General features: G+C 64.9%; 30 protein-coding genes. 24 read left to right on the top strand and 6 right to left on the bottom strand.

Features of this window, described 5'->3' with window-relative positions; all coding sequences use genetic code 11:
- The first annotated feature begins 182 nt into the window (after positions 1 to 182).
- The 7 genes from rplS to dprA all read left to right on the top strand — a co-directional run bounded on the left by rplS (position 183) and on the right by dprA (position 5,577).
- A complete protein-coding gene (rplS, locus tag F600_RS0121395; protein ID WP_018162705.1) occupies positions 183 to 524 on the top strand; it encodes a 50S ribosomal protein L19 in 342 nt (113 codons plus the stop codon).
- A 64-nt stretch (positions 525 to 588) separates the two neighbouring features.
- Positions 589 to 1,434: a signal peptidase I gene (gene lepB / locus F600_RS0121390; RefSeq protein ID WP_018162704.1), complete on the top strand. Its 846-nt coding sequence runs from the start codon at positions 589 to 591 to the stop codon at positions 1,432 to 1,434.
- 9 nt (positions 1,435 to 1,443) lie between these two features.
- Complete coding sequence (locus F600_RS0121385; protein WP_018162703.1) at positions 1,444 to 2,205, top strand: ribonuclease HII; 762 nt, start codon at positions 1,444 to 1,446, stop codon at positions 2,203 to 2,205.
- Complete coding sequence (locus tag F600_RS0121380) at positions 2,202 to 2,507, top strand: DUF2469 domain-containing protein (protein WP_018162702.1); 306 nt, start codon at positions 2,202 to 2,204, stop codon at positions 2,505 to 2,507. The genes F600_RS0121385 and F600_RS0121380 overlap by 4 nt, the downstream gene beginning before the upstream one ends.
- Positions 2,508 to 2,606: 99 nt before the next feature.
- Positions 2,607 to 2,963 carry a YraN family protein gene (locus tag F600_RS0121375; RefSeq protein WP_018162701.1) on the top strand — a complete coding sequence of 119 codons (357 nt, stop codon included), beginning with the start codon at positions 2,607 to 2,609 and terminating at the stop codon, positions 2,961 to 2,963.
- Entirely contained in the window at positions 2,963 to 4,471 is a 1,509-nt protein-coding gene (locus F600_RS0121370) for a YifB family Mg chelatase-like AAA ATPase (RefSeq protein ID WP_018162700.1), read from the top strand. Before F600_RS0121375 ends, F600_RS0121370 begins: the two co-directional genes overlap by 1 nt.
- Positions 4,468 to 5,577: a DNA-processing protein DprA gene (gene dprA, locus F600_RS0121365; protein ID WP_018162699.1), complete on the top strand. Its 1,110-nt coding sequence runs from the start codon at positions 4,468 to 4,470 to the stop codon at positions 5,575 to 5,577. Before F600_RS0121370 ends, dprA begins: the two co-directional genes overlap by 4 nt.
- A gap of 41 nt (positions 5,578 to 5,618) precedes the next feature.
- Here dprA and F600_RS0121360 read toward each other — a convergent pair whose 3' ends face one another.
- Entirely contained in the window at positions 5,619 to 5,963 is a 345-nt protein-coding gene (locus F600_RS0121360) for a histone-like nucleoid-structuring protein Lsr2 (protein ID WP_018162698.1), read from the bottom strand.
- Between the two features lie 215 nt (positions 5,964 to 6,178).
- On the opposite strand from F600_RS0121360, the gene F600_RS0121350 reads away from it, so the two are divergent.
- Positions 6,179 to 7,069 carry a tyrosine recombinase XerC gene (locus F600_RS0121350; protein ID WP_026306810.1) on the top strand — a complete coding sequence of 297 codons (891 nt, stop codon included), beginning with the start codon at positions 6,179 to 6,181 and terminating at the stop codon, positions 7,067 to 7,069.
- Between the two features lie 12 nt (positions 7,070 to 7,081).
- Here F600_RS0121350 and F600_RS0121345 read toward each other — a convergent pair whose 3' ends face one another.
- Positions 7,082 to 7,561, bottom strand: coding sequence for a murein hydrolase activator EnvC family protein (locus tag F600_RS0121345; protein ID WP_018162695.1), 480 nt, complete (start codon positions 7,559 to 7,561; stop codon positions 7,082 to 7,084).
- Between the two features lie 311 nt (positions 7,562 to 7,872).
- On the opposite strand from F600_RS0121345, the gene rpsB reads away from it, so the two are divergent.
- The 5 genes from rpsB (at position 7,873) to F600_RS0121320 (ending at position 11,980) form a co-directional block, all read left to right on the top strand.
- Complete coding sequence (rpsB, locus tag F600_RS0121340; RefSeq protein ID WP_018162694.1) at positions 7,873 to 8,694, top strand: 30S ribosomal protein S2; 822 nt, start codon at positions 7,873 to 7,875, stop codon at positions 8,692 to 8,694.
- Positions 8,695 to 8,732: 38 nt separating this feature from the next.
- Positions 8,733 to 9,557 (top strand): translation elongation factor Ts, encoded by an 825-nt coding sequence (gene tsf, locus F600_RS0121335; protein ID WP_018162693.1) that lies wholly within the window; start codon positions 8,733 to 8,735, stop codon positions 9,555 to 9,557.
- A gap of 197 nt (positions 9,558 to 9,754) precedes the next feature.
- Complete coding sequence (gene pyrH, locus F600_RS0121330; RefSeq protein WP_018162692.1) at positions 9,755 to 10,483, top strand: UMP kinase; 729 nt, start codon at positions 9,755 to 9,757, stop codon at positions 10,481 to 10,483.
- Positions 10,484 to 10,531: 48 nt separating this feature from the next.
- The gene (gene frr, locus F600_RS0121325) at positions 10,532 to 11,089 is read left to right on the top strand and encodes a ribosome recycling factor (protein WP_018162691.1); all 558 of its coding nucleotides are present in this window, start codon (positions 10,532 to 10,534) and stop codon (positions 11,087 to 11,089) included.
- A gap of 33 nt (positions 11,090 to 11,122) precedes the next feature.
- A complete protein-coding gene (locus F600_RS0121320) occupies positions 11,123 to 11,980 on the top strand; it encodes a phosphatidate cytidylyltransferase (protein ID WP_018162690.1) in 858 nt (285 codons plus the stop codon).
- Positions 11,981 to 12,040: 60 nt separating this feature from the next.
- Here the strand turns inward: F600_RS0121320 and F600_RS0121315 are convergent, their stop codons facing one another.
- Together F600_RS0121315 and F600_RS0121310 are read right to left on the bottom strand one after the other, a co-directional pair.
- Entirely contained in the window at positions 12,041 to 12,877 is an 837-nt protein-coding gene (locus F600_RS0121315) for a DUF559 domain-containing protein (RefSeq protein WP_018162689.1), read from the bottom strand.
- A 123-nt stretch (positions 12,878 to 13,000) separates the two neighbouring features.
- Positions 13,001 to 13,333 carry a LapA family protein gene (locus F600_RS0121310; protein ID WP_018162688.1) on the bottom strand — a complete coding sequence of 111 codons (333 nt, stop codon included), beginning with the start codon at positions 13,331 to 13,333 and terminating at the stop codon, positions 13,001 to 13,003.
- Positions 13,334 to 13,421: 88 nt separating this feature from the next.
- Here F600_RS0121310 and rlmN point away from each other — a divergent pair, with 88 nt between their 5' ends.
- Positions 13,422 to 14,531 carry a dual-specificity RNA methyltransferase RlmN gene (rlmN, locus tag F600_RS0121305; protein WP_040632259.1) on the top strand — a complete coding sequence of 370 codons (1,110 nt, stop codon included), beginning with the start codon at positions 13,422 to 13,424 and terminating at the stop codon, positions 14,529 to 14,531.
- Between the two features lie 195 nt (positions 14,532 to 14,726).
- On the opposite strand, the gene F600_RS0121300 is transcribed toward rlmN, so the two are convergent.
- Positions 14,727 to 15,029 (bottom strand): DUF2631 domain-containing protein, encoded by a 303-nt coding sequence (locus F600_RS0121300; RefSeq protein WP_018162686.1) that lies wholly within the window; start codon positions 15,027 to 15,029, stop codon positions 14,727 to 14,729.
- Between the two features lie 180 nt (positions 15,030 to 15,209).
- Here F600_RS0121300 and dxr point away from each other — a divergent pair, with 180 nt between their 5' ends.
- From dxr to F600_RS0121265, 7 genes are all read left to right on the top strand, one after another.
- Complete coding sequence (gene dxr, locus F600_RS0121295; protein ID WP_018162685.1) at positions 15,210 to 16,331, top strand: 1-deoxy-D-xylulose-5-phosphate reductoisomerase; 1,122 nt, start codon at positions 15,210 to 15,212, stop codon at positions 16,329 to 16,331.
- A gap of 5 nt (positions 16,332 to 16,336) precedes the next feature.
- A complete protein-coding gene (locus tag F600_RS0121290) occupies positions 16,337 to 17,557 on the top strand; it encodes a M50 family metallopeptidase (RefSeq protein WP_018162684.1) in 1,221 nt (406 codons plus the stop codon).
- Positions 17,551 to 18,711, top strand: a complete 1,161-nt coding sequence (gene ispG, locus F600_RS0121285) for a flavodoxin-dependent (E)-4-hydroxy-3-methylbut-2-enyl-diphosphate synthase (protein WP_018162683.1) — start codon at positions 17,551 to 17,553, stop codon at positions 18,709 to 18,711. Before F600_RS0121290 ends, ispG begins: the two co-directional genes overlap by 7 nt.
- A gap of 45 nt (positions 18,712 to 18,756) precedes the next feature.
- Complete coding sequence (locus F600_RS0121280; RefSeq protein ID WP_026306805.1) at positions 18,757 to 19,590, top strand: GNAT family N-acetyltransferase; 834 nt, start codon at positions 18,757 to 18,759, stop codon at positions 19,588 to 19,590.
- A 9-nt stretch (positions 19,591 to 19,599) separates the two neighbouring features.
- A complete protein-coding gene (locus tag F600_RS0121275; protein WP_018162681.1) occupies positions 19,600 to 19,854 on the top strand; it encodes a hypothetical protein in 255 nt (84 codons plus the stop codon).
- On the top strand, positions 19,851 to 20,417 hold the full coding sequence (locus tag F600_RS0121270) for a hypothetical protein (protein ID WP_018162680.1): 567 nt from the start codon (positions 19,851 to 19,853) through the stop codon (positions 20,415 to 20,417). Before F600_RS0121275 ends, F600_RS0121270 begins: the two co-directional genes overlap by 4 nt.
- Before the next feature lie 83 nt (positions 20,418 to 20,500).
- On the top strand, positions 20,501 to 21,970 hold the full coding sequence (locus F600_RS0121265) for an APC family permease (RefSeq protein WP_018162679.1): 1,470 nt from the start codon (positions 20,501 to 20,503) through the stop codon (positions 21,968 to 21,970).
- Between the two features lie 3 nt (positions 21,971 to 21,973).
- On the opposite strand, the gene F600_RS0121260 is transcribed toward F600_RS0121265, so the two are convergent.
- Positions 21,974 to 22,459, bottom strand: a complete 486-nt coding sequence (locus F600_RS0121260; RefSeq protein ID WP_018162678.1) for a peroxynitrite isomerase — start codon at positions 22,457 to 22,459, stop codon at positions 21,974 to 21,976.
- A 144-nt stretch (positions 22,460 to 22,603) separates the two neighbouring features.
- Here F600_RS0121260 and F600_RS0121255 point away from each other — a divergent pair, with 144 nt between their 5' ends.
- From F600_RS0121255 to F600_RS0121245, 3 genes are read left to right on the top strand one after another with little or no spacing between them, the layout of a single operon-like run.
- A complete protein-coding gene (locus F600_RS0121255; protein WP_018162677.1) occupies positions 22,604 to 23,569 on the top strand; it encodes an ATP-binding cassette domain-containing protein in 966 nt (321 codons plus the stop codon).
- Positions 23,550 to 24,482 carry an ABC transporter permease gene (locus F600_RS0121250; protein WP_018162676.1) on the top strand — a complete coding sequence of 311 codons (933 nt, stop codon included), beginning with the start codon at positions 23,550 to 23,552 and terminating at the stop codon, positions 24,480 to 24,482. The genes F600_RS0121255 and F600_RS0121250 overlap by 20 nt, the downstream gene beginning before the upstream one ends.
- Positions 24,479 to 25,303 carry an ABC transporter permease gene (locus tag F600_RS0121245; RefSeq protein ID WP_018162675.1) on the top strand — a complete coding sequence of 275 codons (825 nt, stop codon included), beginning with the start codon at positions 24,479 to 24,481 and terminating at the stop codon, positions 25,301 to 25,303. The genes F600_RS0121250 and F600_RS0121245 overlap by 4 nt, the downstream gene beginning before the upstream one ends.
- Positions 25,304 to 25,305: the final 2 nt, after the last annotated feature.

The following is a 25,305-nucleotide window of genomic DNA, read 5'->3' as shown; positions in this document are numbered from 1 at the left end:
ACCGGCGAGCACTCCGGTGATTTCGTGAATAGCCCTTCTATCTGGCACAATTGCGGGGTTGTCTGAGCACACGTGTGCCTACAGACAGCCCGCCATGGCAGGAGCACGAACCGGTCGAGTGGGTCTTGCAGACCGCCGCCAGGTTCCTCTGCTCGCACACATCAAGAATGTGAGACATAGACATGAACACCCTGGACATCGTCGACGCCCAGTCGCTGCGCGACGACATCCCGGCCTTCCGCGCCGGTGACACCCTCAACGTGCACGTCAAGGTTATTGAAGGCTCGAAGGAGCGCGTGCAGGTCTTCAAGGGCGTCGTGATCCGTCGCCAGGGTGGCGGCATCCGCGAGACCTTCACCGTTCGCAAGATCTCGTTCGGTGTCGGCGTCGAGCGCACCTTCCCGGTGCACAGCCCCAACATCGACCGCATCGAGGTCGTGACTCGCGGTGACGTTCGTCGTGCGAAGCTCTACTACCTGCGCGACCTCCGTGGCAAGGCTGCCAAGATCAAGGAAAAGCGCTGAATCTTTCCTGAGCGCAGGTGAGCCCTCGCTCTCCAGAGCCGGTGGACATGGTTAGGCTGATCGGGTGTCCGATCAAGCCGCCGAGTCCACCGGCTCTTTCCGTATTCCGGCAACTCAAGACGAGCCCGCCGGTAACGGGAAAAGCGATAAGCCGAAGTCTTTTTGGCGTGAGCTGCCGATTCTCATCATCATCGCGCTCGCGCTGACCTTCTTGCTTCAGACGTTCATCGCGCGGGTTTATCTGATCCCTTCCGAGTCGATGGAGCCCACGCTGCATGGTTGCGCCGGCTGCACCGGCGACCGGATCGTCGTCGAGAAGATCAGCTATCGCTTCGGAGACCCGAAAGCAGGCGACGTGGTCGTCTTCCTGGGACCTGATTCGTGGAACGGCGCGTACGTTTCGATCCGCTCGCACAACCCCGCGATCCGCGCCCTCCAGAACGCCGGTGCCTTCATCGGCATCGTGCCGCCAGATGAGAACGACCTCGTCAAGCGCGTCATCGCCACCGGCGGCCAGACCGTCGAATGCTGTGATGAGCAAGGTCGAATCCTCGTCGATGGCAAGCCGCTCGATGAGCCGTACGTCAAGACCGACTTCCCCTTCATCCCGGGTCAGCAGGACTGCAAGACCGAGTCGAAGTCGCCGCGTTGTTTCCCGGCCGTCACGGTTCCCGCCGGACGTCTCTGGGTCATGGGCGACAACCGGAACAACTCGGCCGACTCGCGTTTCCACAGCTGCGTGATCCATCCGGAGCTGCCACGATGCGACAAGGATGCGGCGGACTACATGGGTGACGCCGAGGCCACTGGCACCGTCCCGATCGGCAACGTGCGGGGCAAGGCGGTGTTCGTCGTGTTGCCGCCGAGCCGCATGGGAGTGATCCATTCGCCGGACATCCAGGCGAACTAAGGTTGGTTGATGGCACTTCGGACGGTCGTGCGGCCGGCTCGGGAGAGTTGGCCGCCTCGGACCATCGTGCGCAGGTCTGCGGGATTGCGCACGATCGAGGCAACGCTGCATCGCAGCGGCCTCGGGCCCATCGCTGGGGCTGACGAAGCGGGACGCGGAGCGTGTGCGGGTCCATTGGTGATCGCCGCGTGTGTTCTGGCGCCGCGGCCGCAGTCCTCGCTTGCTGGGCTCGACGATTCAAAACGCTTGACTGAGCCGGAACGCGAAGCGCTGTTCCCCGTGATCAAGCGCCTCGCACTGGCCTGGTCGGTGATCGCGGTGCCGGCGTGGGAGATCGATACGATCGGCCTGCACGTCTCGAATATTGAAGGCATGCGCCGGGCGGTGTCGGCCCTCGACCCGAAGCCGGAGTACGTCCTCACCGATGGCTTCCGCGTTCCGGGTCTGCCCGCACCGTCGCTTGCGGTCGTCGGCGGTGATGCCAGCGCCGCGTGTATCGCGGCGGCGAGCATCCTCGCGAAGGTCACGCGCGACCGCATCATGGTCGAGATGGACAAGCAGATCCCGGGCTACGGGTTCGCGATCCATAAGGGCTACAGCACCGCAATCCACACGGCGGCGCTTGCCGAACTGGGTCCAAGTAGTGAGCACAGACTGTCGTTTCGCAACGTTCGCGGCCGCCGTTTCGCGGGGGCCGACGGATTAGCTGATCCACTCTCGGTGGACGATGATGGGTATCAACCGATGCCAGGAGGATTGCACTATCTATGAGTGCTGAAGACGTCGAGCGGTACGAGACCGAGATGGAGCTGTCCCTGTACCGCGAGTACAAGGACGTGGTCGGTCAGTTCACGTACGTCGTTGAGACCGAACGACGCTTCTACCTGGCGAATTCGGTCGAGCTGCTGCCGCAGAACGCCGGCGGTGAGGTCTACTTCGAGGTCCGGATGTCGGACGCCTGGGTATGGGACATGTATCGCCCGGCCCGGTTCGTCAAGCACGTCCGAGTGATCACTTTCAAGGACGTCAACATCGAGGAACTCGAGAAGACGGACCTGCGCCTGCCGCAGTAGTCTCGGCGTTCTTTACCCGAGTCGGAGCATTCCACAGGGTCGGCGGTCGCTGCGGGTCAGTGGTCGAAGGTTGTCCGAGGCCCTCGGCAGCCTGAGCGCGTGGCAACCAATCAAGACATCGGCACCCGGGGCGAAGACCTCGCGGTGGAATTTCTCGAAGCAATCGGACTCCAAGTCCTCGACCGCAACTGGCGCTGTCGGCACGGCGAACTCGACGTCGTCGCCGCAGATGGCTCCGACATCGTGTTTGTCGAGGTCAAGACGCGAACGGGCGACGGATACGGCCGTCCCGAAGAAGCCGTGACGGCTCGCAAACAGCAACGCCTCCGCCGACTGGCCGGTATCTGGCTCAGTGAACAGACTCGGCCGTGGCGCCGGGTGCGCTTTGACGTCGTCGCGGTGGTCGCGCGCCGTGGCTATCGCCCGGTGGTTCAGCACGTGCGGGGTGCGTTCTGATGGCACTCGGGCGTGCATTCTCGGTCGCGGTGACGGGCGTCGACGGTCAGCTCGTGGAGATCGAGGCTGACGTCGGCCGGGGTCTGCCCGGTGTGAGTCTTGTTGGCCTGCCGGACACTGCGCTGTCGGAGGCGCGGGACCGAATTCGGGCGGCGGTCACCAATTCGGGGGAGAAGTGGCCGGAAAGTCGGGTCACTCTGGCGCTCTCGCCCGCGATGCTGCCGAAGGTCGGGTCGGTCTACGACCTCGCGTTGGCGATCGCCGCGTTGAACGCCTCCGGTGAACTTCCCGACCATCGCCTGGCTGGAACGATCCTGCTCGGCGAACTTGCCCTCGACGGTCGCGTCCGCGCGGTTCGTGGGGTGCTTCCGGCGGTCCTCGCGGCTCGCACGGAGGGCTTCGCGCGCGTCGTTGTTCCGGTGGAGTCGCTCACGGAGGCGGCTCTGGTCGACGACATCGAAGTCTTCGGCGCAGAAACATTGCGGCACGTTTGTCAGTGGCTGCGCGGCGAAGGATCGCTAGTCGAGCCGACGGGGTCAGTGGCGCCGAGTCGCGCACCTGGGCCGGACCTGGTGGATATCGTCGGGCAAGTTGAGGCGCGGTGGGCCGCTGAGGTCTCTGCGGCCGGAGGTCACAACATGATGCTTGTCGGCCCGCCCGGGACGGGAAAGACGATGATCGCGCAACGTATCCCGGGGCTACTGCCGGTGTTGTCGGAACGAGAGTCGATCGAGGTGTCGGCGATCCATTCGGTCGCCGGCATCCTCGACCCCAAGGAGCCACTCGTCACGAACCCACCGTTCGTGGCACCACACCACACGTCGACGATCACTTCGTTGATCGGCGGCGGGACCGGAATGGCTCGACCGGGAGCCGTCAGTCGGGCGCATCGCGGGATCCTGTTTCTCGACGAATGCCCGGAATTCGGGACGCGAGTTCTCGACGCCTTGCGAACGCCGATCGAGGAGGGCGAAGTTCGAATCGCCAGACGTGATGGGGTGGCTCGCTATCCGGCACGGTTCCAGTTGATCTTGGCGGCCAATCCCTGTCCGTGCGCTGCGGCCAAGGACAAGGACTGCACGTGTCAGTCGACCCTGCGGTCGCGCTACCTGGGACGCATATCGGGGCCTCTGATGGACCGTGTTGATCTCAAGATCGTCATGCGCCCGGAAGCGTCGGGCCGGCTGCTCGACGCGGACGGGGAGCCGACCAGCGTCGTTCGATCTAGAGTCGTTGCGGCCCGCTGTGCGGCAGCAGAACGATGGCAGAGCTTCGGCTGGACCACGAACGCCGAAGTACCGGGAAACGTCCTTCGCGGACGCTTTCGGCCGAGCAACCGGGCGATCGCTGATCTGGAGACGGGCATGCGACGCGGCCTGTTGACGGCTCGCGGAGCCGACCGTACGTTGCGCGTCGCCTGGTCTATCTGCGATCTCCGCGGCGGTACTGCGCTGAAGCCCGACGATGTCGCGTCGGCGCTCATGTTCCGGGAACGGGGGTCGGCGTGAACACCGACGAGCGATCCCTGGCCTGGGCGTTCCTGTCCCACGTCGCGCAGGGGCCGAGTCCGGCTCTGTCCGCCCTGATCGACGCGGTGGGACCGGTCGAAGCGGCGCGGGCAATCCGGGAGAAGGAGCTACCCACTCCGCTGCGGGAGGCCGCGCTGCAGCGCGGTCGAGAGGATCGGTCGGTCGAGCACCTCGACGCGATCACTCGATGTGGTGGGCGGCTCGTGACACCGGACGATCCAGACTGGCCCGCCTTCCGGTTCCTGGCGTTCGGCGGTGGCGCGTCGTCGGCTCCGCCAATTGCCTTGTGGGTCCGAGGCAGCGCGAGTGTGTCGGATCTTTGCGACCGCTCGATTGCGGTCGTGGGTACGCGGGCGCCCAGCGCCTACGGTCGCTACGTCACCGCGGAGATCGTCAGCGGAGTGGCCGCCGCCGGCTGGACGATCGTTTCGGGCGGTGCCTTCGGAATCGACGCGGCCGCGCACCGGGTGGCCTTGGCTGAGGGATCGATCACCGTCGCCGTGGTGGCCTGTGGGGTGGATCTTCCTTATCCGGCAGCGCACGCTCAACTGCTCGACGAGGTGGCGAGGTCCGGGTTGGTGATCAGCGAGTACGCACCGGGGGTTTCGGCAGCCAAACAGCGGTTTCTCGAGCGCAATCGACTGATCGCGGCCTTGTCGGAGGTGACGGTCGTCGTCGAGGCTGGACACCGATCCGGTGCTCGAAACACGGTCAAGTGGGCCCGTCGGCTCGGGCGTCAGGCATTGGCGGTACCGGGGTCAGTCGAGTCCGCGACATCGGTGGGTTGTCACTCGATGATCCGGCAAGGCGAGGCGTCGCTGGTGACCTCGGCGCACGACGTCCTTGCCGCGGCTGCGCCGATGCATCTTCCATTCGGCGACTCGTCCGACCGTGAGCCTGACGAAGTGGCGGTTGCGGCAGCCTTGCCCACGAGAGGTGCGGGAGTCGACGTCGAGCGCATCGCGCAGCGGTCTGGAGTCGACGCCGCACGGGTTCGTGCCATCTTGCCGAGGCTCGAATTGCAAGGTGAGGCGCGTGTCAGTGGCCTCCGGTGGCGGCGTGCCAAGCAGGCGGAGGCGTCCTGACCAGGGTGTAATTGCTTGTCCTTCGAATGGAGGACAAGCAATTACCCAGCAATCCTCGATTGATAAGCCTCGACGACGTCTGCTGGAATTCGTCCGCGGCTGGCGACTCCGTAGCCGTTTTTCCGGGCCCATTCCCGGATTTCGACTGTCGGAATCGGGCCGGCGGCGGCTGCGGCGTTGAGTCCGGTGCCACGCTTGCGTGCGCGGCCGCTGACCCGGCGAGCGTGGGAGATCCACTCTTCCAACTGTTCCCGCAGTTCAGCGGCGTTGGATTCGCACAGGTCGATGACGAATTCGGAGCCGTCGAAGGAGAAGTGGACGGTTTCGTCGGCGGGTGTGACGCCGTCGATGTCGTCCACGAGGTTCACGGTCACCGTGCGGGCCATGTGTCGTTGTCCTTTCGGATTCGAGGCGAGTTCCGGTCCGGAATATTCGCGAGAGTACCGCTAGGTCCTATTCCCTTCATTACGGGTGTCAAACATTCCGCTAACCATGTCGCCGAAAAAGGTGGGAATGTGCAGATTCCGTCTCGATCGTGCGCGCCTGCTTGCCCGCGACGATGGTGAGCGCGACGTTTGACCACGTGAGTACCGTCGCCATGCTGGAGTCCTCGCTCGAGGACTACGCGGACTACCTCGCGTACGCGCGACGGCGCTCTCCGCACACGGTGAGGGCTTACCTCACCGACGCGCGGTCGTTCATCGAATTCGTGGCGGAACGCGGTGACGGTCCGCTGACGCTCATCGTCCTGCGCGCCTGGCTGGCCCATCAGTCGGCGAACGGTGCGGCGCGCACGACATTGGCGCGGCGAGTGGCGTCGATTCGTACCTTCACGGCGTGGCTCGCCAAGACGGAGCGGCTGCCGGACGATCCAGGCGTTCGACTGCAGGGCCCGCGCCCGAATCGCACGCTGCCGCCGGTCCTGCGCGAAAACCACGCGAGCGCTTTAGTGGCGGCCGCGGAGTCCGGTGCGCGGCAAGAGGACCCGATGGCGCTGCGCGACCGTCTCATCATCGAACTGCTCTACGCGACCGGAATCCGCGTGAGTGAGCTGTGCGGCATCGACATTCCCGACCTCGACCTCTCGCAGTGCCTGGTCCGGGTGACGGGCAAGGGCGACAAGCAACGGACCGTGCCCTTCGGATTGCCGGCGCGCGACGCCGCGAAGGCGTGGATCGATCGTGGCCGCCCCGAGATCGCGACGGCGAAGTCGGGCGACGCCGTATTCCTGGGTGCCAGGGGAGGGCGTCTCGACGCTCGTCAGGTTCGCACGGTCGTGCATGAAGCGATCGCAGCGGTTCCGGGCGCCCCGGACATGGGGCCGCACGGCCTTCGGCACACCGCGGCGACCCACCTGCTCGAAGGCGGCGCGGATCTGCGAGTCGTTCAGGAACTCCTCGGCCACGCGAGTCTGGCGACGACGCAGATCTATACCCACGTGTCCGTGGCGCGGCTGCGAGCGGTGCACGACCAGGCTCATCCGCGCGCCTAGGCCTTGTCTGTCCTAGAGCGGTTTCAACCGAATCTGACGCGGTCTCACCAATTGAAGCGGATCGAGGTAGTCGTCTCCGCGCCGAAGCCCCCAGTGCAAGCACGCGGTCGCGGCGCACTCCGGATGTCCGGCAACAACGACGCCGATCGGCTGACCAGGCTCCACAACGGTGCCGGTTTCGACAGTGGCGGTGACCGGTTCATAGGTCGTGCGCAAGCCGTCGCGATGCTCGATCGACACGACCGGCTTACCGCCGACATTGCCCGCGAAGACGACCCGCCCGGCACCAGCGGCTCGAACGGTGGCGCCGGAGACGGTGCCGAGATCGACGCCGCGGTGACCGGGCAGCCAGTTCTGCGGTGGGTTGTCAAACCCGCGGACTATGGCGCGTGGTGCGGGAACCGGCCATTCCCAAGGGGTTTGGGCGCCCGCCGGGGCGGCGCAAGCGAGGGCTGTGAGGACTGGGCAGAGGAGCCGGACGAGGATCGACACGGGTCTATCGCACCCTGCGTGCCGACTCGAGGGAAGGCACGGTTGCGGGGTTGTGGATAACCCCGGATTCCGGTTTGAGCGGATGCGTTGTGAGGCCGTACACTAACCGGTGCGGCTTCAGCTGTGTGAACAGTTGGGGTCGACTTCGCGCGTCTCGCGCACATTGTCTCGTCCCTTTCGGGCGAACCGTGTGAGTCAGCCGTCAGCTGGTCCGGACCTTCGGGTGCGGTTCTGACGGCGCCAGAGACGCCAGGGCGGGAGCCAGCCTGGCATCCCGTGACAACCGGCAATTGAGAGTGAGAACTACAGCCATGGCTGTTGTAACCATGCGCCAGCTGCTTGACAGCGGTGCGCACTTCGGTCACCAGACCCGTCGTTGGAACCCGAAGATGAAGCGCTTCATCTTCACCGACCGCAACGGCATCTACATCATCGACTTGCAGCAGACGCTGACCTACATCGATCGCGCTTACGAGTTCGTCAAGGAGACCGTTGCCCACGGCGGCACCGTCCTCTTCGTCGGCACCAAGAAGCAGGCGCAGGAGTCGATCGCGGGTGAGGCGACGCGCGTCGGAATGCCGTACGTCAACCAGCGCTGGCTCGGTGGCATGCTCACCAACTTCCAGACCGTTCACAAGCGCCTGCAGCGCCTGAAGGAACTCGAGTCGATGGAGCAGACCGGCGGTTTCGAAGGTCGCACCAAGAAGGAAATCCTCATGCTCACGCGTGAGATGACCAAGCTCGAGCGCACCCTCGGCGGTATCCGCGACATGGCCAAGGTTCCGTCGGCCGTGTGGGTTGTCGACACCAACAAGGAGCACATCGCCGTTGGCGAGGCTCGCAAGCTGCACATCCCGGTCATCGCGATCCTGGACACCAACTGCGACCCGGACCTCGTCGACTACCCGATCCCGGGCAACGACGACGCCATCCGTTCGGCCGCGCTCCTCACCAAGGTCGTCGCTTCGGCCGTCGCCGAGGGCCTGAAGGCTCGTGCCGGCGTTGCCGCTGGTGACGACGAGAAGCCGGAAGCTGCGGCAAGCGAGCCGCTGGCTGAGTGGGAGCAGGAGCTGCTCGCTGAGGCTGCTCCGGCCGCGTCCACCGACGCTGGTGCTACTCCGGCTGCCGAATAGTCATTCCACAACACTTCCTGGAAGGGAGATCGCCAGTCATGGCGAACTACACCGCTGCAGATGTCAAGCGGCTCCGCGAGCTCACCGGCTCCGGAATGATGGACTGCAAGAGGGCGCTCGAGGAGACCGAGGGCGACTTCGAGAAGGCCGTTGAGGTTCTTCGCATCAAGGGTGCGAAGGACGTCGGCAAGCGTGCCGAGCGCACCACCGCTGAGGGCCTCGTCGCCGCTCAGGGTGGCGTCATGATCGAGATCAACTCCGAGACCGACTTCGTCGCCAAGAACGCCGAATTCCAGGGCCTCGCGACCGAGATCGTCACGGCAGCTGCCGCCGCCAAGCCGGCGGACGTCGACGCCCTCGGCGCCGTTGACCTCGGTGGCAAGACCGTCTCGGACGCCGTTCAGCAGCTCGCTGCCAAGATCGGTGAGAAGCTCGTTCTCCGTCGCGTCGTCTCGTTCGACGGCCCGACCGCGGTCTACCTGCACAAGCGTGCTTCGGACCTGCCGCCGGCCGTCGGCGTGCTCGTCCAGTTCGAGGGCGAGGGTGATGGTGCAGCTGAGGCTGCCCGTGCCGCTGCCATGCAGGTTGCCGCGCTCAAGGCGAAGTACGTCTCGCGGGACGAGGTTCCGGCCGACATCGTCGCGTCGGAGCGTCACATCGCCGAGGAGACCGCTCGCGCTGAGGGCAAGCCGGAGCAGGCTCTCGCGAAGATCGTCGAGGGTCGTCTCAACGGCTTCTTCAAGGACGTCGTTCTGCTCGAGCAGTCTTCGGTCCAGGACTCGAAGAAGACCGTGAAGGCCATCCTCGACGAGGCCGGCGCGAAGGTGACCGCCTTCGCCCGCTTCGAGGTCGGCGCAAGCTAGCAGCACGTGAAAGTGGCCCCGTCGAATTCGTTCGACGGGGCCACTTTTTCGTCGGTCGGAAGAGATCGACGGGGGTCGGCCGGGTAATCGGCGGTCGGTTCTATTTCAGCGCGCCCAATGAGGCAGTATGTAAGGCGCTTCCCTGTCGACAGTCGTGCGGATCAGCACCTGGCGGCGATGAATATCGAAGGAGTGCAATGACCGAGGTGGCGCCCGAGCGTAAGGGATACAAGCGGGTCCTGCTCAAGCTCGGTGGCGAGATGTTCGGTGGTGGCAACGTCGGCGTTGACCCGGATGTCGTGCAGGCGGTTGCCGAGCAGATCGCTGACGTGGTGGCACAGGGTGTCGAGGTCGCGGTCGTGATCGGCGGTGGCAACTTCTTCCGCGGCGCTCAGCTGTCCGAACGCGGTATGGACCGCAACCGCTCCGACTACATGGGCATGCTTGGCACGGTCATGAACTCGCTTGCCCTGCAGGACTTCCTGGAGCGCATGGGAGTGCACACCCGCGTGCAGACCGCGATCGCGATGGGGCAGGTCGCCGAGCCGTACCTGCCGTTGCGGGCCCGCCGCCACCTGGAGAAGGGCCGCGTCGTGATCTTCGGTGCCGGCATGGGTATGCCGTACTTCTCGACCGACACGACCGCGGCGCAGCGCGCTCTCGAGATCGGCGCCGAGGTTGTCCTCATGGCGAAGGCGGTCGACGGTGTCTTCGATGCCGACCCGCGTACCAACCCGGACGCCAAGATGTTCGACGAGGTCTCGCACCGCGAGGTCATCGAGCGTGGCCTCAAGGTCGCCGACGCGACCGCGTTCAGTCTCTGCATGGACAACCAGATGCCCATGCTCGTGTTCAATCTGCTGACCAAGGGCAACATCGCGCGTGCGGTGTCGGGGGAGCGCATCGGCACCCTCGTCCGTTCCTGACGCCTGTCCGAGAAAACAGCTCACCGAAAGACAAGGGGATCCCCGCAAGTGATCGACGAAGCACTTTTCGAGGCTGAAGAAAAGATGGAGAACGCGGTCACGGTGGCCAAGGACAACTTGGCATCGATCCGCACCGGCCGCGCGAACCCGGCGATGTTCTCGCGGATCGTGATCGAGTACTACGGCGTGATGACGCCGATCACCCAGCTCGCGAGCATCAACATTCCGGAGCCGCGCCTGGCGGTGATCAAGCCATATGAGGCCAACCAGCTTCGGAGCATCGAGACGGCGATCCGTAACTCGGACCTCGGCGTCAACCCCTCCAACGACGGCGCCCTCATCCGCATCGCCATCCCGCAGCTCACCGAAGAGCGCCGCCGGGAAATGGCGAAGCAGGCGAAGTCGAAGGGCGAGGACGCCAAGATCGCAATCCGCAACGTTCGTCGCAAGACGATGGACGAATTGTCCCGAATTCAGAAAGACGGCGAGGCCGGCGAGGACGAAGTCGGTCGTGCGGAGAAGGAACTCGACAAAACCACGTCGAAGTACGTCGCGCACATCGATGAATTGGTGAAGCACAAGGAAGCTGAGCTTCTCGAGGTCTAAAGTTTCACCTGAGAATCACCAAAGATCGAGGAGATGCGAGTGGCGGCGGATGCGGCAGTGGCTGAGAAGAAGTCACGGGCGGGTCGGAATCTCCCCGCCGCGATCGCTGTCGGCGTCGTGCTCGGCGGTGGCCTCCTCGTAATTCTGCTTTTCGCGCCCCTGGCACTCATTCCGGTCATGGCGGTGGCGGTGGCCATCGGCACGTTCGAGGTCATTCGCCGCCTTCGCGAGGCGGAAGTCCATGTGCCGCGAATCCCGCTGTTCGTCGGTGGGCAGGTAATCATCTGGACCAGTTGGACCAGTGGCATCGACGGTGTGGCCGCAGCGTTCACCGGTTCGGCGGTCCTCATCATCATCTGGCGTCTGTTCCTGCAGGGCCTCAAAAACCCGCCGAAGAACTGGCTGCGGGACTCGGCGACCTCGATTTTCGTGCTCGTATGGGTTCCGTTGCTGGGCGCTTTCGCGAGCCTCCTCGTGCAGCAGGACAACGGCGGGTTCCGCGTGATGTGCGCGGTCATCTGCGTGGTCTGCAATGACGTCGGCGGCTACGCCGCGGGCGTGATGTTCGGCAAGCACCCGATGGTGCCCGCCATCAGCCCGAAGAAGTCGTGGGAAGGCTTTGCCGGTTCGCTCAGCGCGGGCATCATCGGTGGAACGCTCTCGGTATGGCTGCTGCTCGACGGACCGCTTTACGCTGGTGCGATCCTGGGCGTGGTTCTGGTCTTCGTCGCCACGCTCGGTGACCTCATCGAGTCGCAGTTCAAGCGCGACCTCGGCATCAAGGACATGGGCACCATGCTCCCGGGCCACGGCGGCGCGATGGACCGCTTGGACTCGATCCTGCCGTCGGCGTTCGTCGCCTGGGTGATTCTGACGCCGCTGGTTGCGTAACCGAGCGCGCAAACCGGCCGCTCACGGCGTCACGAAGGCATAGTTTCCCTCGTGCCCCTGTCACACGACGATCTGTGCCGCTCGTCGATGCTCACGTCGGCGGATTACCGCGAGGATGTCCGGCAGCGCCGCAGTCCAGTCATAGACGACCTGGTTGTACGACAGCCGGATCACGATGAATCCGAGTGCGATGAGCCTGCGATCCCGCTCACGGTCCGCTTCGAACTGCCCGGCGTGGTACTCCAATCCGTCGTATTCGATGATCAGGCGTTTTCCGATCAGCAGATCGACTCGGCCGATCGTGTTGATGACGACCTGCGTTCGGACGTGAATTCCCAAGCCGCGCAGTCTGACACGAACCATGGTTTCGGTACCGGACTCACTCTTGCGGTCGCACTTGCTCAGCAGATCGAGGTGCGCGAACCGCGACGAGTTCAGAGCGGTGGCGGCTGACGCTTCGTCGATCAGCTTGAGGTGGAGCATCGAGTCCAGAACCACGATCACCTCCTCGACGTCGAGGCAGTTCACCGCAGAAGAGAGCGCGGTCTCCAGCGAATCAACCGATGTCGCGAGCGGCGGGTTGTGGCCTCGTGGTCGGCAGTTCCGAATTCCAGACGATCGATGGGAGTGCTTGCCGAACCGAATGTGCTGGTTGTTCGACGGTGTCCACACGTGGGATCTTCGCAGGACTGACTCGCAGGCCAGAACGCCGCCGAGTTTGACCGCACTTTCGACCGCCGGGTCGGCACCCGGGCACGCCCACCAGCCGAAGCGTAGGCTCCGCCAGCCTTTCGCCTCCAGCACGCGGATGGTCCGCCGGTTCATTCCGGCATCGATCAATTGGGCCGTCGACACGACTCCGCCGTGTCCGATGAGTAGCCGCTCGATGTCTCGCATGGGAGGAATCTCCACCAGACTCAGCCCGGATTGCGAATTCCGAATCCCGGTCGCCCAAACCGGCCGTTCACGGCGTCACGAAGGCATAGTTTCCTTCGCGGCGGCGTGCGGACCCGATTTGCGTCAGACCTTCCGCATCGTTCTTTTTAACTGGAAGATCCGGACGCCGCCGATGAAGGCGGTGATGAGCGCTCCAGCGATCGCGGACAGGAGCAGCGAAATACCGAGCGGAAGCTCAAAGTCCCACGCGAGGAAGGTGACTTTCGAGCTCTGCAGGTTCTGGAGGATGAAGACGAGCATCACGATCGTGATGAGCGAACCGACCACCAGGCCGCCCAGAGCGTACGAGGCGCCGCTCTTGCGCGGTTTGGCCTTTGGCGCCTTCTTGCCCTGATCCGGTTCGGCGCGAACGATTTCCGCTGGCGGTTCGGCCCGCGGGTCTTCATGAGAGGACATGGCAAGATCATCACAAACGAGCGCCGCTGATCTGTTGAATTCGCTGAATTGGTGCCCGCGTACTCGCAGGTGAGACACTAGGCCAGCTATGTCTTCCTTGCCCCTCGTGTTCGACGCCCCGAAGCGTCGGATGCCACCGCGCCACCTTGCCGATCTCGATGCTGCTCAGCTGCGCGAGGTCGTCGTCGAACTCGGACTGCCGGCGTTCCGCGCTGACCAGCTCGCCCGTCAGTATTACGGACGACTCGTCGCCGACCCGGATCAGATGACCGACCTTCCGGCGAGCGTGCGACCCGCGGTTGCGGAGAAGCTGTTCCCGAAGCTCCTCGACCCGATCAAGCAGGTCGCATGCGATGACGGCGACACTCGCAAGACGCTGTGGCGCGCGGGTGACGGCACACTGCTCGAGAGCGTGCTCATGCGGTACCCCGACCGCGCGACGCTGTGCATCTCGAGCCAGGCGGGATGCGGAATGGCATGCCCGTTCTGTGCGACCGGCCAAGCCGGCCTGACCCGGAACCTGTCGACCGCCGAGATCGTCGACCAGGTGCGCGCCGCTGCTGCTGACCTCCGCGACGGTGAGATCCACGGTGGCGCGGGCCGCCTGTCGAACGTGGTTTTCATGGGCATGGGGGAGCCGCTCGCGAACTACAAACGCGTCCTCGATGCCGTTCGCAAGATCACCTCACCCGCGCCGCACGGCCTCGGCATCTCGCAGCGATCGGTGACGGTGTCGACCGTGGGACTCGCGCCGGCCATTCGCAAGCTTGCCGACGAAGGACTCAGCGTCACGCTCGCGGTGTCGCTGCATACGCCCGACGACGAACTGCGGGACACCCTGGTTCCGGTCAACAACCGTTGGCCGATCGCCGAGGTCCTCGATGCGGCCAAGTACTACGCGCACAAGTCCGGGCGCCGCGTCTCGATCGAGTATGCGCTGATCAGAGACGTGAACGACCAGCCGTGGCGGGCGGACCTGCTCGGCAAGAAGCTGTTCAAGGCTCTCGGCCAGATGGTCCACGTGAACCTGATTCCGCTCAACCCGACGCCGGGGAGCGAGTGGGATGCCAGCCCGAAGCCGGTCGAAAACGAGTTCGTCCGCAGGGTTCGCGCTCAGGGCGTGGCGTGCACAGTGCGCGATACCCGCGGGCGCGAAATCGCTGCTGCCTGTGGGCAGTTGGCGGCGGAGAACGCCTGACCGCGGCGCTGTCTCTGGTCGCATCGAACGTCACGGGCAGCTGGCACGGTGCACGTCGTGGTTGCCTCCGACGACTGAATATCAACCAGCCCGAAAACGAGTTCGTCCGCAGGGTTCGCGCTCAGGGCGTGGTGTGCACTGTGCGCGATACCCCGCGGACGGAAATCGCTAGTTAGCGGCGGAGAACGCTGAGCGTTACTTCCGCATCGAGACGCGGTTAAGGGCCCAGTCCTTGAAGATGATGAGCAGGATGAACACCGCGAATCCAAGCAGGTACGCGTCCTCGACGTGACCGGTGTGGTTGCCGTGCAGCAGGAACAGCAGGAACACCGCGATGATCACGCCGGCGATGCGGAATGCCTTCGGCGATTCGCCGACCCAACCCCAGTTCGGGTCCGGTACGACCGACGGCTCGTGGTGTGCCACGTCGGTGTGCTCTTCGTCGCCACCGTGCGCTTCAAAAATCACCGAATCCTCGGTCTTCGCCAGCTCACTCACGCTTACTCCTAATCACGAAGGTCTGTGCATATCGTGGCATACGACCGCGTGTCGTACCTAGTGTTGGGGGCCGGATGTCCGCTGAGGGCTCCGCGGATCCAGCGTCAGCGACATCCGGCCCCCAACACTGCGAGTCACTCAGGGTGTTAGGGAAGAATGGCGCCCGTGACCCCGTTGAAAGTGCTGATTCTCGGTAGTACCGGTTCGATCGGTACGCAGGCGCTCGACGTGATCGCGGCCAATCGCGAGATGTTCGAAGTGGTCGGCCTCGCCGCCAGCGGTGCCCGGATCGATCTTCTCGTCGAGCAGGCCACACAATTCGGGGTCCGGAACATCGCGGTCGCCGATCCGGTCGCGGGCGCCCAGATCGACGGCGCGCTGACCGGGGCCCGAGCCGCGACCGAGCTCGTCCACCGGACCGAAGCTGATGTCGTGCTCAACGCGCTCGTCGGCTCGCTGGGCCTCGAGCCGACCCTGGCCACTCTGGAATCCGGTGCCCGGCTGGCCCTGGCGAACAAAGAGTCGCTCGTCGCCGGGGGACCGCTCGTCACGAAAGCCGCTGCACCCGGCCAGATCGTGCCCGTGGACAGTGAGCACAGTGCACTCGCACAGTGCCTGCGCGGTGGTCGCGCCGAAGAAGTCGACCGCTTGATCCTCACCGCCTCTGGCGGTCCGTTCCGGGGATGGACCGCCGATCAGCTCGAAAGCGTCACTGCTGAGCAGGCGTTCGCGCACCCGACCTGGTCGATGGGTCCGATGAACACGCTGAACTCGGCGACCCTGGTGAACAAGGGACTCGAACTCATCGAGACGCACCTTCTGTTCGGCATTCCCTACGACCGGATCGACGTCACGGTGCACCCGCAGTCGATCGTGCACTCGATGGTCACGTTCACCGACGGCTCGACCCTCGCTCAGGCGAGCCCGCCGGACATGCGCCTGCCGATCTCCTTGGCGCTCGGGTGGCCGAACCGGGTCGCAGGCGCGGCCCCGAAGTGCGATTTCTCGCAGGCCTCGACGTGGGCTTTCGAACCCCTCGACGACTCTGTTTTCCCCGCAGTGCAATTGGCGCGCGCGGCCGGTACGGCGGGGGGATGCCTGCCGGCGGTCTACAACGCCGCCAATGAAGTCGCGGCCGCAGCGTTCCTCGAGGGACGGCTGTCGTTCCCCGGAATTGTTCGAACTGTCGAGACGGTGCTCACTGCGGCAAGCCAATGGTCAGCTGAACCCGCTACCTTGGATGACGTGCTCGCAGCCGACACTTGGGCTCGCGCGCGTGCACTGACGACTGTGGAGGCCTGAACTACGTGTTCCTTATCGGCGTGATTCTGTTCGCCCTCGGCATCGCGATCTCGATCGCCCTGCACGAGTGCGGACACATGTGGGCCGCGCAGGCGACTGGCATGCGTGTACGCCGGTATTTCGTCGGCTTCGGCCCCAAGATCTTCTCCTTCCGCCGCGGACACACCGAGTACGGCCTCAAGGCCATTCCGCTCGGTGGCTTCTGCGACATCGCCGGCATGACGGCGCTCGACGAGCTCACGCCCGAAGAAGAGCCGCAGGCGATGTACAAGCAGGCCACCTGGAAGCGGATGCTCGTGATGTTCGCGGGTATCGGCATGAACATCGTTCTCGGATTCGTGTTGGTCGTCATCCTCGCGGTCGGTTGGGGCCTGCCGGACCTGCGCGCGAACACGTGGGTCGAGGTCGGTGAACTGACGTGTGTGGCGCCGTTCCAGAACGACGACGGATCGCTGGCCTCGTGCACCGGCGCCGGGCCCGCCGAGCTCGCTGGCATGAAGGCCGGCGACCGGATCATCGCCGTGAACGGTGAAGAGACCAAGACGACTGAAGACGTGGTGGCGGAGACGCGCGGCGTCGAGGGCGTCGCGAACTTCACGGTTCGCCGCGGCGACCAGGAAATGATGATCCCGGTCCACGTCGAGCAGGTGCCCCGCAAGTTCAAGAACGGGCGTACCGGAAACTTCACGGTGCGCACCGTCGGTGCCGTCGGTATCAAGCTCGAGGGCAAGAACGACGCGCATCCGATCGAGAAGTACTCGCTGCTCCCGGCGATTCCAGCATCGGTCGGCTTCACGGGCGACCTCTTCGTCAAGACGGGGGAGGCGCTGCTCGAGATGCCGAGCAAAGTCTCGTCCCTGTGGGACGCGGTGACCGGCGGCGAACGTCGGTCCGACACCCCGATCAGTGTCCTGGGTGCCAGCGAAATCGGTGGTCAGGCCGCCGAACAGGGACTGTGGCAGATGTTCATCGGGCTCCTGGCCTCGCTGAACTTCTTCCTCGCGGTGTTCAACCTGCTCCCATTGCTTCCGCTCGACGGTGGACATATCGCCGTCGTCGGGTACGAGAAGGCACGTGACTGGTTCCGGGCCCGCAGGGGACTCGCACCGGGCGGGCCGTTCGACTACCTCAAGCTCCTGCCGGTGACGTATGCGGTGATCGTCTTGGGCGGCGCATACATGCTGCTCACCCTCGCGGCAGACATTCTCAACCCGATCCAATGGTGAATCCGAAAGTAGAATTGACGAACGTGACGACCATCGGTTTGGGCATGCCCAGCGCTCCGGTTCCTATCCTTGCTCCGCGTCGGCAGACCCGGCAGCTCAAGGTCGGCGCGGTCGGGGTCGGTAGCGAATCGCCGATTTCGGTTCAGTCGATGACGACCACGAAGACGCACGACATCAACGCGACGCTGCAGCAGATCGCGGAGCTCACCGCGTCCGGCTGCGACATCGTGCGCGTCGCGTGCCCGCGGCAGGAAGACGCTGACGCGCTGGCGGAGATCGCCAGGCACAGCCAGATCCCGGTGATCGCGGACATCCACTTCCAGCCGCGCTACATCTTCGCGGCGATCGATGCCGGCTGTGCGGCCGTGCGCGTCAATCCCGGCAACATCAAGGAATTCGACGGTCGCGTCGGCGAGGTCGCCAAGGCCGCCGGTGCCGCCGGCATCCCGATCCGGATCGGCGTCAACGCCGGTTCGCTCGACCCGCGACTGCTCGCCAAGTACGGCAAGGCGACCCCGGAGGCGCTCGTCGAGTCCGCGCTGTGGGAAGCCAGCCTGTTCGAAGACCATGGCTACGGCGACATCAAGATCTCGGTCAAGCACAACGACCCGGTGATCATGGTCGAGGCGTACCGCCAGCTGGCCGCTAAGTGCGACTACCCGCTGCACCTCGGCGTCACCGAGGCCGGCCCGGCGTTCCAAGGCACGATCAAGTCGGCGGTCGCCTTCGGCGCACTGCTCGCGGAAGGCATCGGCGACACGATTCGTGTCTCGCTGTCTGCGCCGCCGGTCGAAGAGGTCAAGGTCGGCAACCAGATTCTGCAGTCGCTCAATTTGCGCCCGCGCAAGCTCGAAATCGTGTCGTGCCCGTCGTGCGGCCGCGCCCAGGTCGACGTCTACAAGCTGGCCAACGAAGTCTCCGCGGGCCTCGAGGGTATGGAGGTTCCGCTGCGCGTCGCCGTCATGGGCTGCGTTGTGAACGGGCCCGGCGAAGCACGCGAGGCTGACCTCGGCGTTGCGTCGGGCAATGGCAAGGGACAGATCTTCGTCCGCGGTGAGGTCATCAAGACCGTTCCGGAGTCGATGATCGTCGAGACGCTCATCGAGGAAGCCTTGCGCCTAGCCGAAGAAATGCCGGCTGACCAAGGGAGTTAGGCCCTCCGGACCAATTTTGGCGTTGATCGTGGCACATTAGACCTTGTGCTAAAACTTCTCGGCGTTCGATCGCTGGGACCCCGAGACACGCGCGAGGTGCTGCGCGCGCTGGCGGCTGATCCGGTCGCCGGGTGCATGGTGGCGGCACGCATCGAAGAAGCTGGGTTACCCACGGCCGGCGGCGTCGAACTCTGGAGCCGGGGCGGACCAGAGGAATCCCTCTGCTTCTCGGGGCCGAGTCTCATGCCCATCCACGGCACGTGGGATGACATGCGGGCCTTCGCCGAACGCGCTCAGCGCGGGCCGCGCCTGTGTTCGTCGATCGTCGGGCGGCGTGATCTTGCGATGCCGCTGTGGCAACAACTCGAACAAGCGTGGGGGCCGGCCCGGGAAGTGCGCAGCGACCAGCCGTTGTTGGTGCGGTCCGCGCCGTCGCCGATCCCGGCGGATCTCGACGTGCGACGGGTCCTTCCGCACGAGATCGACGCGTACTACGGGGCCGCGGTCGCGATGTTCATCGAGGAAGTGGGCACGGATCCACGCGCCTTCGACGGTGGTCGGGGATATCGGCGCCGGATTTCCGAACTCATCGCTCGTGGTCGGGCTTTCGCGCGTTTCGAGGACGGCCGAGTCGCGTTCAAGTGCGAGATCGCCGCGATGTCCCGCCAGGTGGCCCAGATCCAGGGTGTCTGGGTCGATCCGAAGCAGCGCGGCCGGGGACTCGGTGCAGCGGGGACTGCCACGGTCGTCAACGAGATCGTCGCAAGTGGCCGAGTTGCGAGCCTGTACGTCAACGGCTACAACCTTTCCGCTCGCCAGGCTTATGCGAATGTCGGATTCACGCAGGTCGGTACCTTCGCCACGGTGATGCTCGACTAAATTGGCGTCGTGACCGAAACTGCAGCCCCCGAGCAGGAACGCAAGGGACCACCGCCGCCGGCGAGCCTCGACGAACTGTTCGCTGACGCGCAACTGCCCTCGACAATCGCGGCATTGTCGGATGAAGACCGTGCTGACCTGTTGTCGCTCGTCCAGAATCTGCACCAAGACCAGATCGCGGAACTCATCGCCACCGGGCCGAAGATGGTCGACGCGCTGCCGCTCCTCATTCGTAAGGCGCTGCAGAAGATGGCGTCGAAATGACCGACCAGAAGCCGGAAGTCCGGCGCGTGGCACGACGTCTCGGAGTTGCGCCCGAGCGCATCGCCTACCTCGAGGCCGTCAGCGATGCGGACCTGCGTGCGCTGGCCCAGGCCGTCGACAACTGCGTCGTCGAACTCGCCCGCCAGGGCAGCGTCGGCGTGGGTCGACTGGCCAAGGCGATCCCGGTGTCCGCGGCGGCGAAGGTGGCCGAGCGGGTTGGTAGCCCGCTGATGGTTGCGCGTCTCGCGTACTTCAACGACGCCCAGTGGGCCACGAAAATGGCCGACAAGCTGTCGCCCGAACTCATCGCCGGTGCGGTTGCCGAACTCGACGCGGCCACGACGGTCAACCTCGTCGCGGGAATGTCGGAGAAGCTGCAGTTCACCGTGCTCGAACTCCTCGTCGAGCAGCAGGAATGGGTGGCCCTCGGCGACCTCTTCGGCGCGCTTCCCATCGATCGGGTGCAGGCGTGGGCGAAGCAGGTGTCGGCGGACCAACTCACCGAGATTCGCGTCATGGTTCCCGACGAGCGCCGCGCCGACGTCGAAAAGGCGTTGGGATAGTTAGCTTTTCGCGCGCGAATGCGGCGAACCAGACAAAACGCTGACACCATGGAGTGCAAGAGCACTTCGCCAGGGGAGGCGTCATGGTCGCGACGAAAGAAACGCCCGCTCATCCTGAGCTGAAACGCGTACTCGGCCCCGGGTTGTTGCTGTTGTTCATCGTCGGCGACATTCTCGGGGCCGGCGTTTACGCCGTGACCGGGCAGATGATCTCCAACGTCGGTGGAATGGCGTGGTTGCCGTTCATCCTGGCGTTCGTCGTCGCGACGCTCACCGCCTACAGCTACCTCGAGCTCGTGTGCAAGTTTCCGCAGGCCGCAGGTGCTGCGCTGTATACCCATAAAGCCTTCGGAATCCACTTCGTCACGTTCCTGGTGGCCTTCACGGTCATCTGTTCCGGCATCACCAGCGCGTCGACGTCGTCGAACGTCGTGGCCGGCAACCTCCTCGCCGGGCTCCATGAGACGTTCAGCAATGCCGACGGACTGGGCTGGTTCGACGTTCCGACCGGAACCACGGCTCAGTTGGTCGTTGCGATGTCGTTCATGGTGGTGCTCGCCTTGATCAACCTTCGGGGTGTCGGCGAATCGGTGAAATTCAACGTCGTTCTGACTCTCATCGAGATGGCCGCGCTCCTCATCGTCATCGCGATCGGCTTCATCGCGGCTGGTCGGGGGACGGGGCAGGGCGACATCTCGAACCTCGTCGTGTTCAGCGATCCGCAGGACAAGGGCTGGTTCCTCGCGGTCACCGTGGCCACGACGATCGCCTTCTTCGCGATGGTCGGCTTCGAGGATTCGGTCAACATGGTCGAGGAGACGAAGAATCCGCGGAAGATCTTCCCGCGCACGATGTTCACGGGCCTCGGTATCGCGTGCCTTCTCTACGTTCTGGTTGTCGTCGCGGTGATCACCGTTCTGCCACTCGACTACGACGCCGGAAGCGAAGGAATTCTTCTCCATGTGGTGCGGATCGGCGCCCCTGGTTTCCCGATCGACGAGGTCTTTCCGTACATGACGGTGTTCGCGGTCGCCAATACCGCGCTCATCAACATGCTGATGGCGAGCCGACTGCTCTATGGACTGGCCCGACAGCACGTTCTGCCGAAGGCGCTCGGCGCGGTGCTCCCCGGGCGCCGATCCCCGTGGATTGCGATCATCTTCTCGACCTCGTTGGCCCTCGGACTGATCGTCGTCGTCAATCAGATGTCGAAGAACAACGTCGTCGGCGCGCTGTCCGGAACGACCGGACTGCTGCTGCTGTGCGTCTTCTCAGTCGTCAACGTCGCGTGCTTGATCCTCAAGCGCCATGACGCGACGACGCACTTCCGGGCGCCGGTCTGGGTCCCGGTGGCGGGAGCGGTGCTGTGCCTGTTCCTGGCGGGCCCCTGGGCGCGCACCGAGGCGCAGATGATCCAGTACAAGATCGCGTTGGGGATGATCGGGCTGGGACTCGTCCTGTGGGTCGTCACGTACTTCGTGAACAAGGCGTCTGGCACGTCGACGACGTTCACCGACATCGATCACCTCGCCGAAGACGCCGAGGAGGTCTGACCGCTACGTGGTCTGACGGTGCAGCGTCGCCGCGAGATGGTGTTGCAGCGGTTGGCCTACCGCGCCCATGCGCACTTCGTACGTGAGTTCGTCACCGGACAGACGGAACGTGCGCTCGATCGCGGTGATGTTCTTCGCGGTGCTGGTCAGCCCGATGGTCTTGGCGGCGAGTTCGAGTTCGACGCCGCCTTCGGAGAACTCAGCCGTGCCTTCTTCGATCTCGGCTGCCCCGAACGGGTGCGAGATCACGAACTCGATCGAGCCGGCCCCGGTGCGGCGCAGATATCCGGTCTCGGCGTGCAGCGGCCGACCGTCATCGGCGGCCCGCGTGCGCTGCGAATATGCCAGGAACGGCTTGCCGACGTGACCGAACGTCACTTCCTCCAGATAGGCGAACGACGCGATCGTCGGGTACTCGCCCGCGCCCTGTCCTTTCCACGTTCCGAGCAAGCCTGCCAAGGGTGCGATATCGGGGTGCAGTTCCGGCATGGCGGTGACAGTACGCGTTAGAGCGTTCTCTTGATACCGCTCCGGACGCAGGACCATAACAACGCTGTGCCGACGGCCCCAGGGCTCCGTGCGACGACTTACGTTGAATCCGCTAGACCTGCACGAACGGAACGGAGCACCCCCTTGACGAGTTTTGCCGTCGAGGTCGAGGGCATCACCAAGTCATTCGGCCGCACCCAAGCCCTACGCGGCATCAGCTTTGCTGCCGAGCGTGGGGAAGTGCTCGGTGTCCTGGGACCCAACGGCGCCGGCAAGACCACGACCGTCAACATCATGTCGACCCTGCTGGAGCCCGATTCGGGTCGTGCGGTGATTGCCGGCCATGACGTCGTGACCGATCCCGCGGGTGTGCGTTCGAAGATCATGCTCACCGGCCAGTACGCCGCGCTCGACGAGTTGCTCACCGCGCGCGAGAACCTGGTGATGTTCGGCCGTCTCATGGGGCTCACCAAACGCGCTGCGAAGGCGCGCGCGGAGGAACTGCTCGAAGAGTTCAGCCTCGCCTATGCCGCGGATCGTCGCGTCGGTACGTTTTCCGGCGGTATGCGCCGCCGGGTCGACATCGCGTGCGGACTCGTGGTGCCGCCGGAGGTCGTGTTCCTCGACGAACCGACGACGGGACTCGACCCGCGCAGCCGGCAGGGAATCTGGGACCTGGTCAAGGACTTTCGCCGGCACGGCATCACGACGATTCTCACGACGCAGTACCTCGAAGAAGCCGACGTGTTGAGCGACCGCATCATCGTCATCGACCACGGCACCGTCATCGCCGAGGGCACTGCGGACGAGTTGAAGGCCCGGACCGGCGGTAGCTACTGCGAGATCGTGCCGCTCCACCTCCGCGACATCCCGAAGATCCTGAAGGCCCTCGGCCCGATGGTTCCGGCGGAGTACCGCGCGACCCTGACCGCCGAAAGTGACCACATCACGATCCCGGCACCGGACGGGGCCCGCAGCCTGGCCGAGGCCTTGCGCCGCCTCGATGCCACTCGCATCGAACTCGTCGACATCGCCCTGCGCCGCCCGTCTCTCGATGACGTATTCCTGTCGCTCACCGGGCGCGGGGCCGTTGCGGCGGTTCCGTCGTGAGCGTGAGGAGTGCGGGAGCATCGCAGCGAGTACCGCAGCGACGAAGGAGCGAGGAACGGAGCGAGGAGCGGACCGCGCGACGGAGCGAACGGAGTGCACCGTGAGTTCGGTCCTCCTCGAGCGGCAATTCCTGCCGCCCAAGGCAACGAATCAGGTCTGGGTACTGACCCGGCGCCTGATCACCCCCTCGCTTCGCAACGGCGAGATCTGGACTGCGGTCGCGTCGCCGGTTGTGTTCACCGTCGGGTTCTACATCCCACTCGTCGGAGTCATGACATTTCTCGGGTCGGGAAGCGGAACCTATTCGCAGTTCCTCATGCCGATGATCGTGCTGCAGGGTGTGGCCTTCTCGGCGATCGCGGCGTCGTTCCGGTCGGCGACCGACGCGGTCGAAGGCATCAACCGGCGCTTCGCCGCGATGCCGATCGCGCACTGGGTGCCGGTGGCAGCGCGCATGGGCGCGAACATGTTCCGTTGCGCCCTGACGGTCGTGTCGTCGGTCGTGTGCGGTTACCTCATCGGCTTCCGCTTCCACCTAGGCATTGCGCACACGTTTGGATTTCTGCTGCTCGCGATGGCGATCGGTTTCGTGTTGTCCCTCGGAGCGGACGTCATCGGCTCGCTGACCCGCAGCCCGGAAGCGACCTCGCAGGCGCTGATCCTGCCCCAGATGCTCTTCGGAATGTTGTCCGCCGGGTTCGCCCCGTCCGACCAGTTCCCGGCGTGGATCGAGCCCTTCGTGCGCAATCAGCCGGTGTCGCAGTGGGCTTATCTCCTTCGTGCGCTGGCCGGTGACCCGACGTTCGAAACCGGTCCGACCTGGGGTATCGCGTTCCCGGCTGTGCTGTGGCTCGTCAGTGGCACGCTGATCTTCGCGCCGCTCGCGATCAAGCTGAGTGCGAGGCGACCATGATCCTTACGACGACTGCGGAGTCGGCGCCCGGCGCGCTCGCGTCGCACACGCTGATCCTGACCCAGCGACTCATCCGCCGTTGGGGTCGCGATCCATTGACCCTGGTCCAGAGCCTGGTCTTCCCGACCGGGCTGCTCGTGCTGCTCAATCTCGCGCTGGGCAAGCAGGTCACCGAATACGCGCTCGGCATGAAGCTGTACGGCCCGGGTTATGATTCGCTCTACAGCACCGTGCCGATGGCGGCGATCGTCGGCGTCATGGCCGGTTCGGCGGCCGGGGCGGTCGCGATGGGCCGTGAACGCGAAGACGGCCTGTTGTCGCGAATGTGGGTGCTGCCGATCCATCGAGCATCGGGTCTGCTGGCTCGGGTCCTCGCGGAGGGCGTGCGAATCGTGCTGGGCACGGTCTTGATCGTGATCGTCGCGCACCTCATCGGCTTCCGGTTCCAGCAAGGCCCCTTCGCGGCGCTCGTCTTCATGGCCGTGCCGCTGATGTTCGGCTTGGCGTTCGCGACGATGGTGACTGCGATGGCAGTCTTCTCGGCGAAAGCCACGATGGTCGAGACGCTGTCGCTCGTGAGTTCGTTGCTGATGTTCTTCTCGACGGGGTTCGTACCGCTCGAGGGATTCCCCGAGTTCGCGCGCGGATTCGTTGCCTATCAGCCGCTCACGACCGCGACCGACGCGATGCGTGGACTGGCGTTCGGGGGACCCGTCGCCGAGCCGTTGTTGATGACGATCGGCTGGTGCGCGCTCGTCACCTCGATCTTCGCGATCCCCGCAGGCTATGGCTACGGACGAGCGAGCCGCGCGGGTAGGTAATC

This window comes from Smaragdicoccus niigatensis DSM 44881 = NBRC 103563 (assembly GCF_000380645.1).
Taxonomy (GTDB): domain Bacteria; phylum Actinomycetota; class Actinomycetes; order Mycobacteriales; family Mycobacteriaceae; genus Smaragdicoccus; species Smaragdicoccus niigatensis.
Note: the sequence above shows the minus strand (reverse complement) of the source record. Positions and strands in the feature narration are given on the sequence as shown.

Excerpts from the sequence above, each read along its gene's own strand:
- rplS (WP_018162705.1), top strand. The coding sequence starts at position 183 with ATGAACACCCTGGACATCGTCGACGCCCAGTCGCTGCGCGACGACATC.
- F600_RS0121385 (WP_018162703.1), top strand. The coding sequence starts at position 1,444 with ATGGCACTTCGGACGGTCGTGCGGCCGGCTCGGGAGAGTTGGCCGCCT.
- F600_RS0121380 (WP_018162702.1), top strand. The coding sequence starts at position 2,202 with ATGAGTGCTGAAGACGTCGAGCGGTACGAGACCGAGATGGAGCTGTCC.
- F600_RS0121370 (WP_018162700.1), top strand. The coding sequence starts at position 2,963 with ATGGCACTCGGGCGTGCATTCTCGGTCGCGGTGACGGGCGTCGACGGT.
- F600_RS0121360 (WP_018162698.1), bottom strand. The coding sequence starts at position 5,963 with ATGGCCCGCACGGTGACCGTGAACCTCGTGGACGACATCGACGGCGTC.
- rpsB (WP_018162694.1), top strand. The coding sequence starts at position 7,873 with ATGGCTGTTGTAACCATGCGCCAGCTGCTTGACAGCGGTGCGCACTTC.
- tsf (WP_018162693.1), top strand. The coding sequence starts at position 8,733 with ATGGCGAACTACACCGCTGCAGATGTCAAGCGGCTCCGCGAGCTCACC.
- pyrH (WP_018162692.1), top strand. The coding sequence starts at position 9,755 with ATGACCGAGGTGGCGCCCGAGCGTAAGGGATACAAGCGGGTCCTGCTC.
- F600_RS0121320 (WP_018162690.1), top strand. The coding sequence starts at position 11,123 with ATGCGAGTGGCGGCGGATGCGGCAGTGGCTGAGAAGAAGTCACGGGCG.
- F600_RS0121315 (WP_018162689.1), bottom strand. The coding sequence starts at position 12,877 with ATGCGAGACATCGAGCGGCTACTCATCGGACACGGCGGAGTCGTGTCG.
- F600_RS0121310 (WP_018162688.1), bottom strand. The coding sequence starts at position 13,333 with ATGTCCTCTCATGAAGACCCGCGGGCCGAACCGCCAGCGGAAATCGTT.
- rlmN (WP_040632259.1), top strand. The coding sequence starts at position 13,422 with ATGTCTTCCTTGCCCCTCGTGTTCGACGCCCCGAAGCGTCGGATGCCA.
- ispG (WP_018162683.1), top strand. The coding sequence starts at position 17,551 with ATGGTGAATCCGAAAGTAGAATTGACGAACGTGACGACCATCGGTTTG.
- F600_RS0121270 (WP_018162680.1), top strand. The coding sequence starts at position 19,851 with ATGACCGACCAGAAGCCGGAAGTCCGGCGCGTGGCACGACGTCTCGGA.
- F600_RS0121265 (WP_018162679.1), top strand. The coding sequence starts at position 20,501 with ATGGTCGCGACGAAAGAAACGCCCGCTCATCCTGAGCTGAAACGCGTA.
- F600_RS0121260 (WP_018162678.1), bottom strand. The coding sequence starts at position 22,459 with ATGCCGGAACTGCACCCCGATATCGCACCCTTGGCAGGCTTGCTCGGA.
- F600_RS0121245 (WP_018162675.1), top strand. The coding sequence starts at position 24,479 with ATGATCCTTACGACGACTGCGGAGTCGGCGCCCGGCGCGCTCGCGTCG.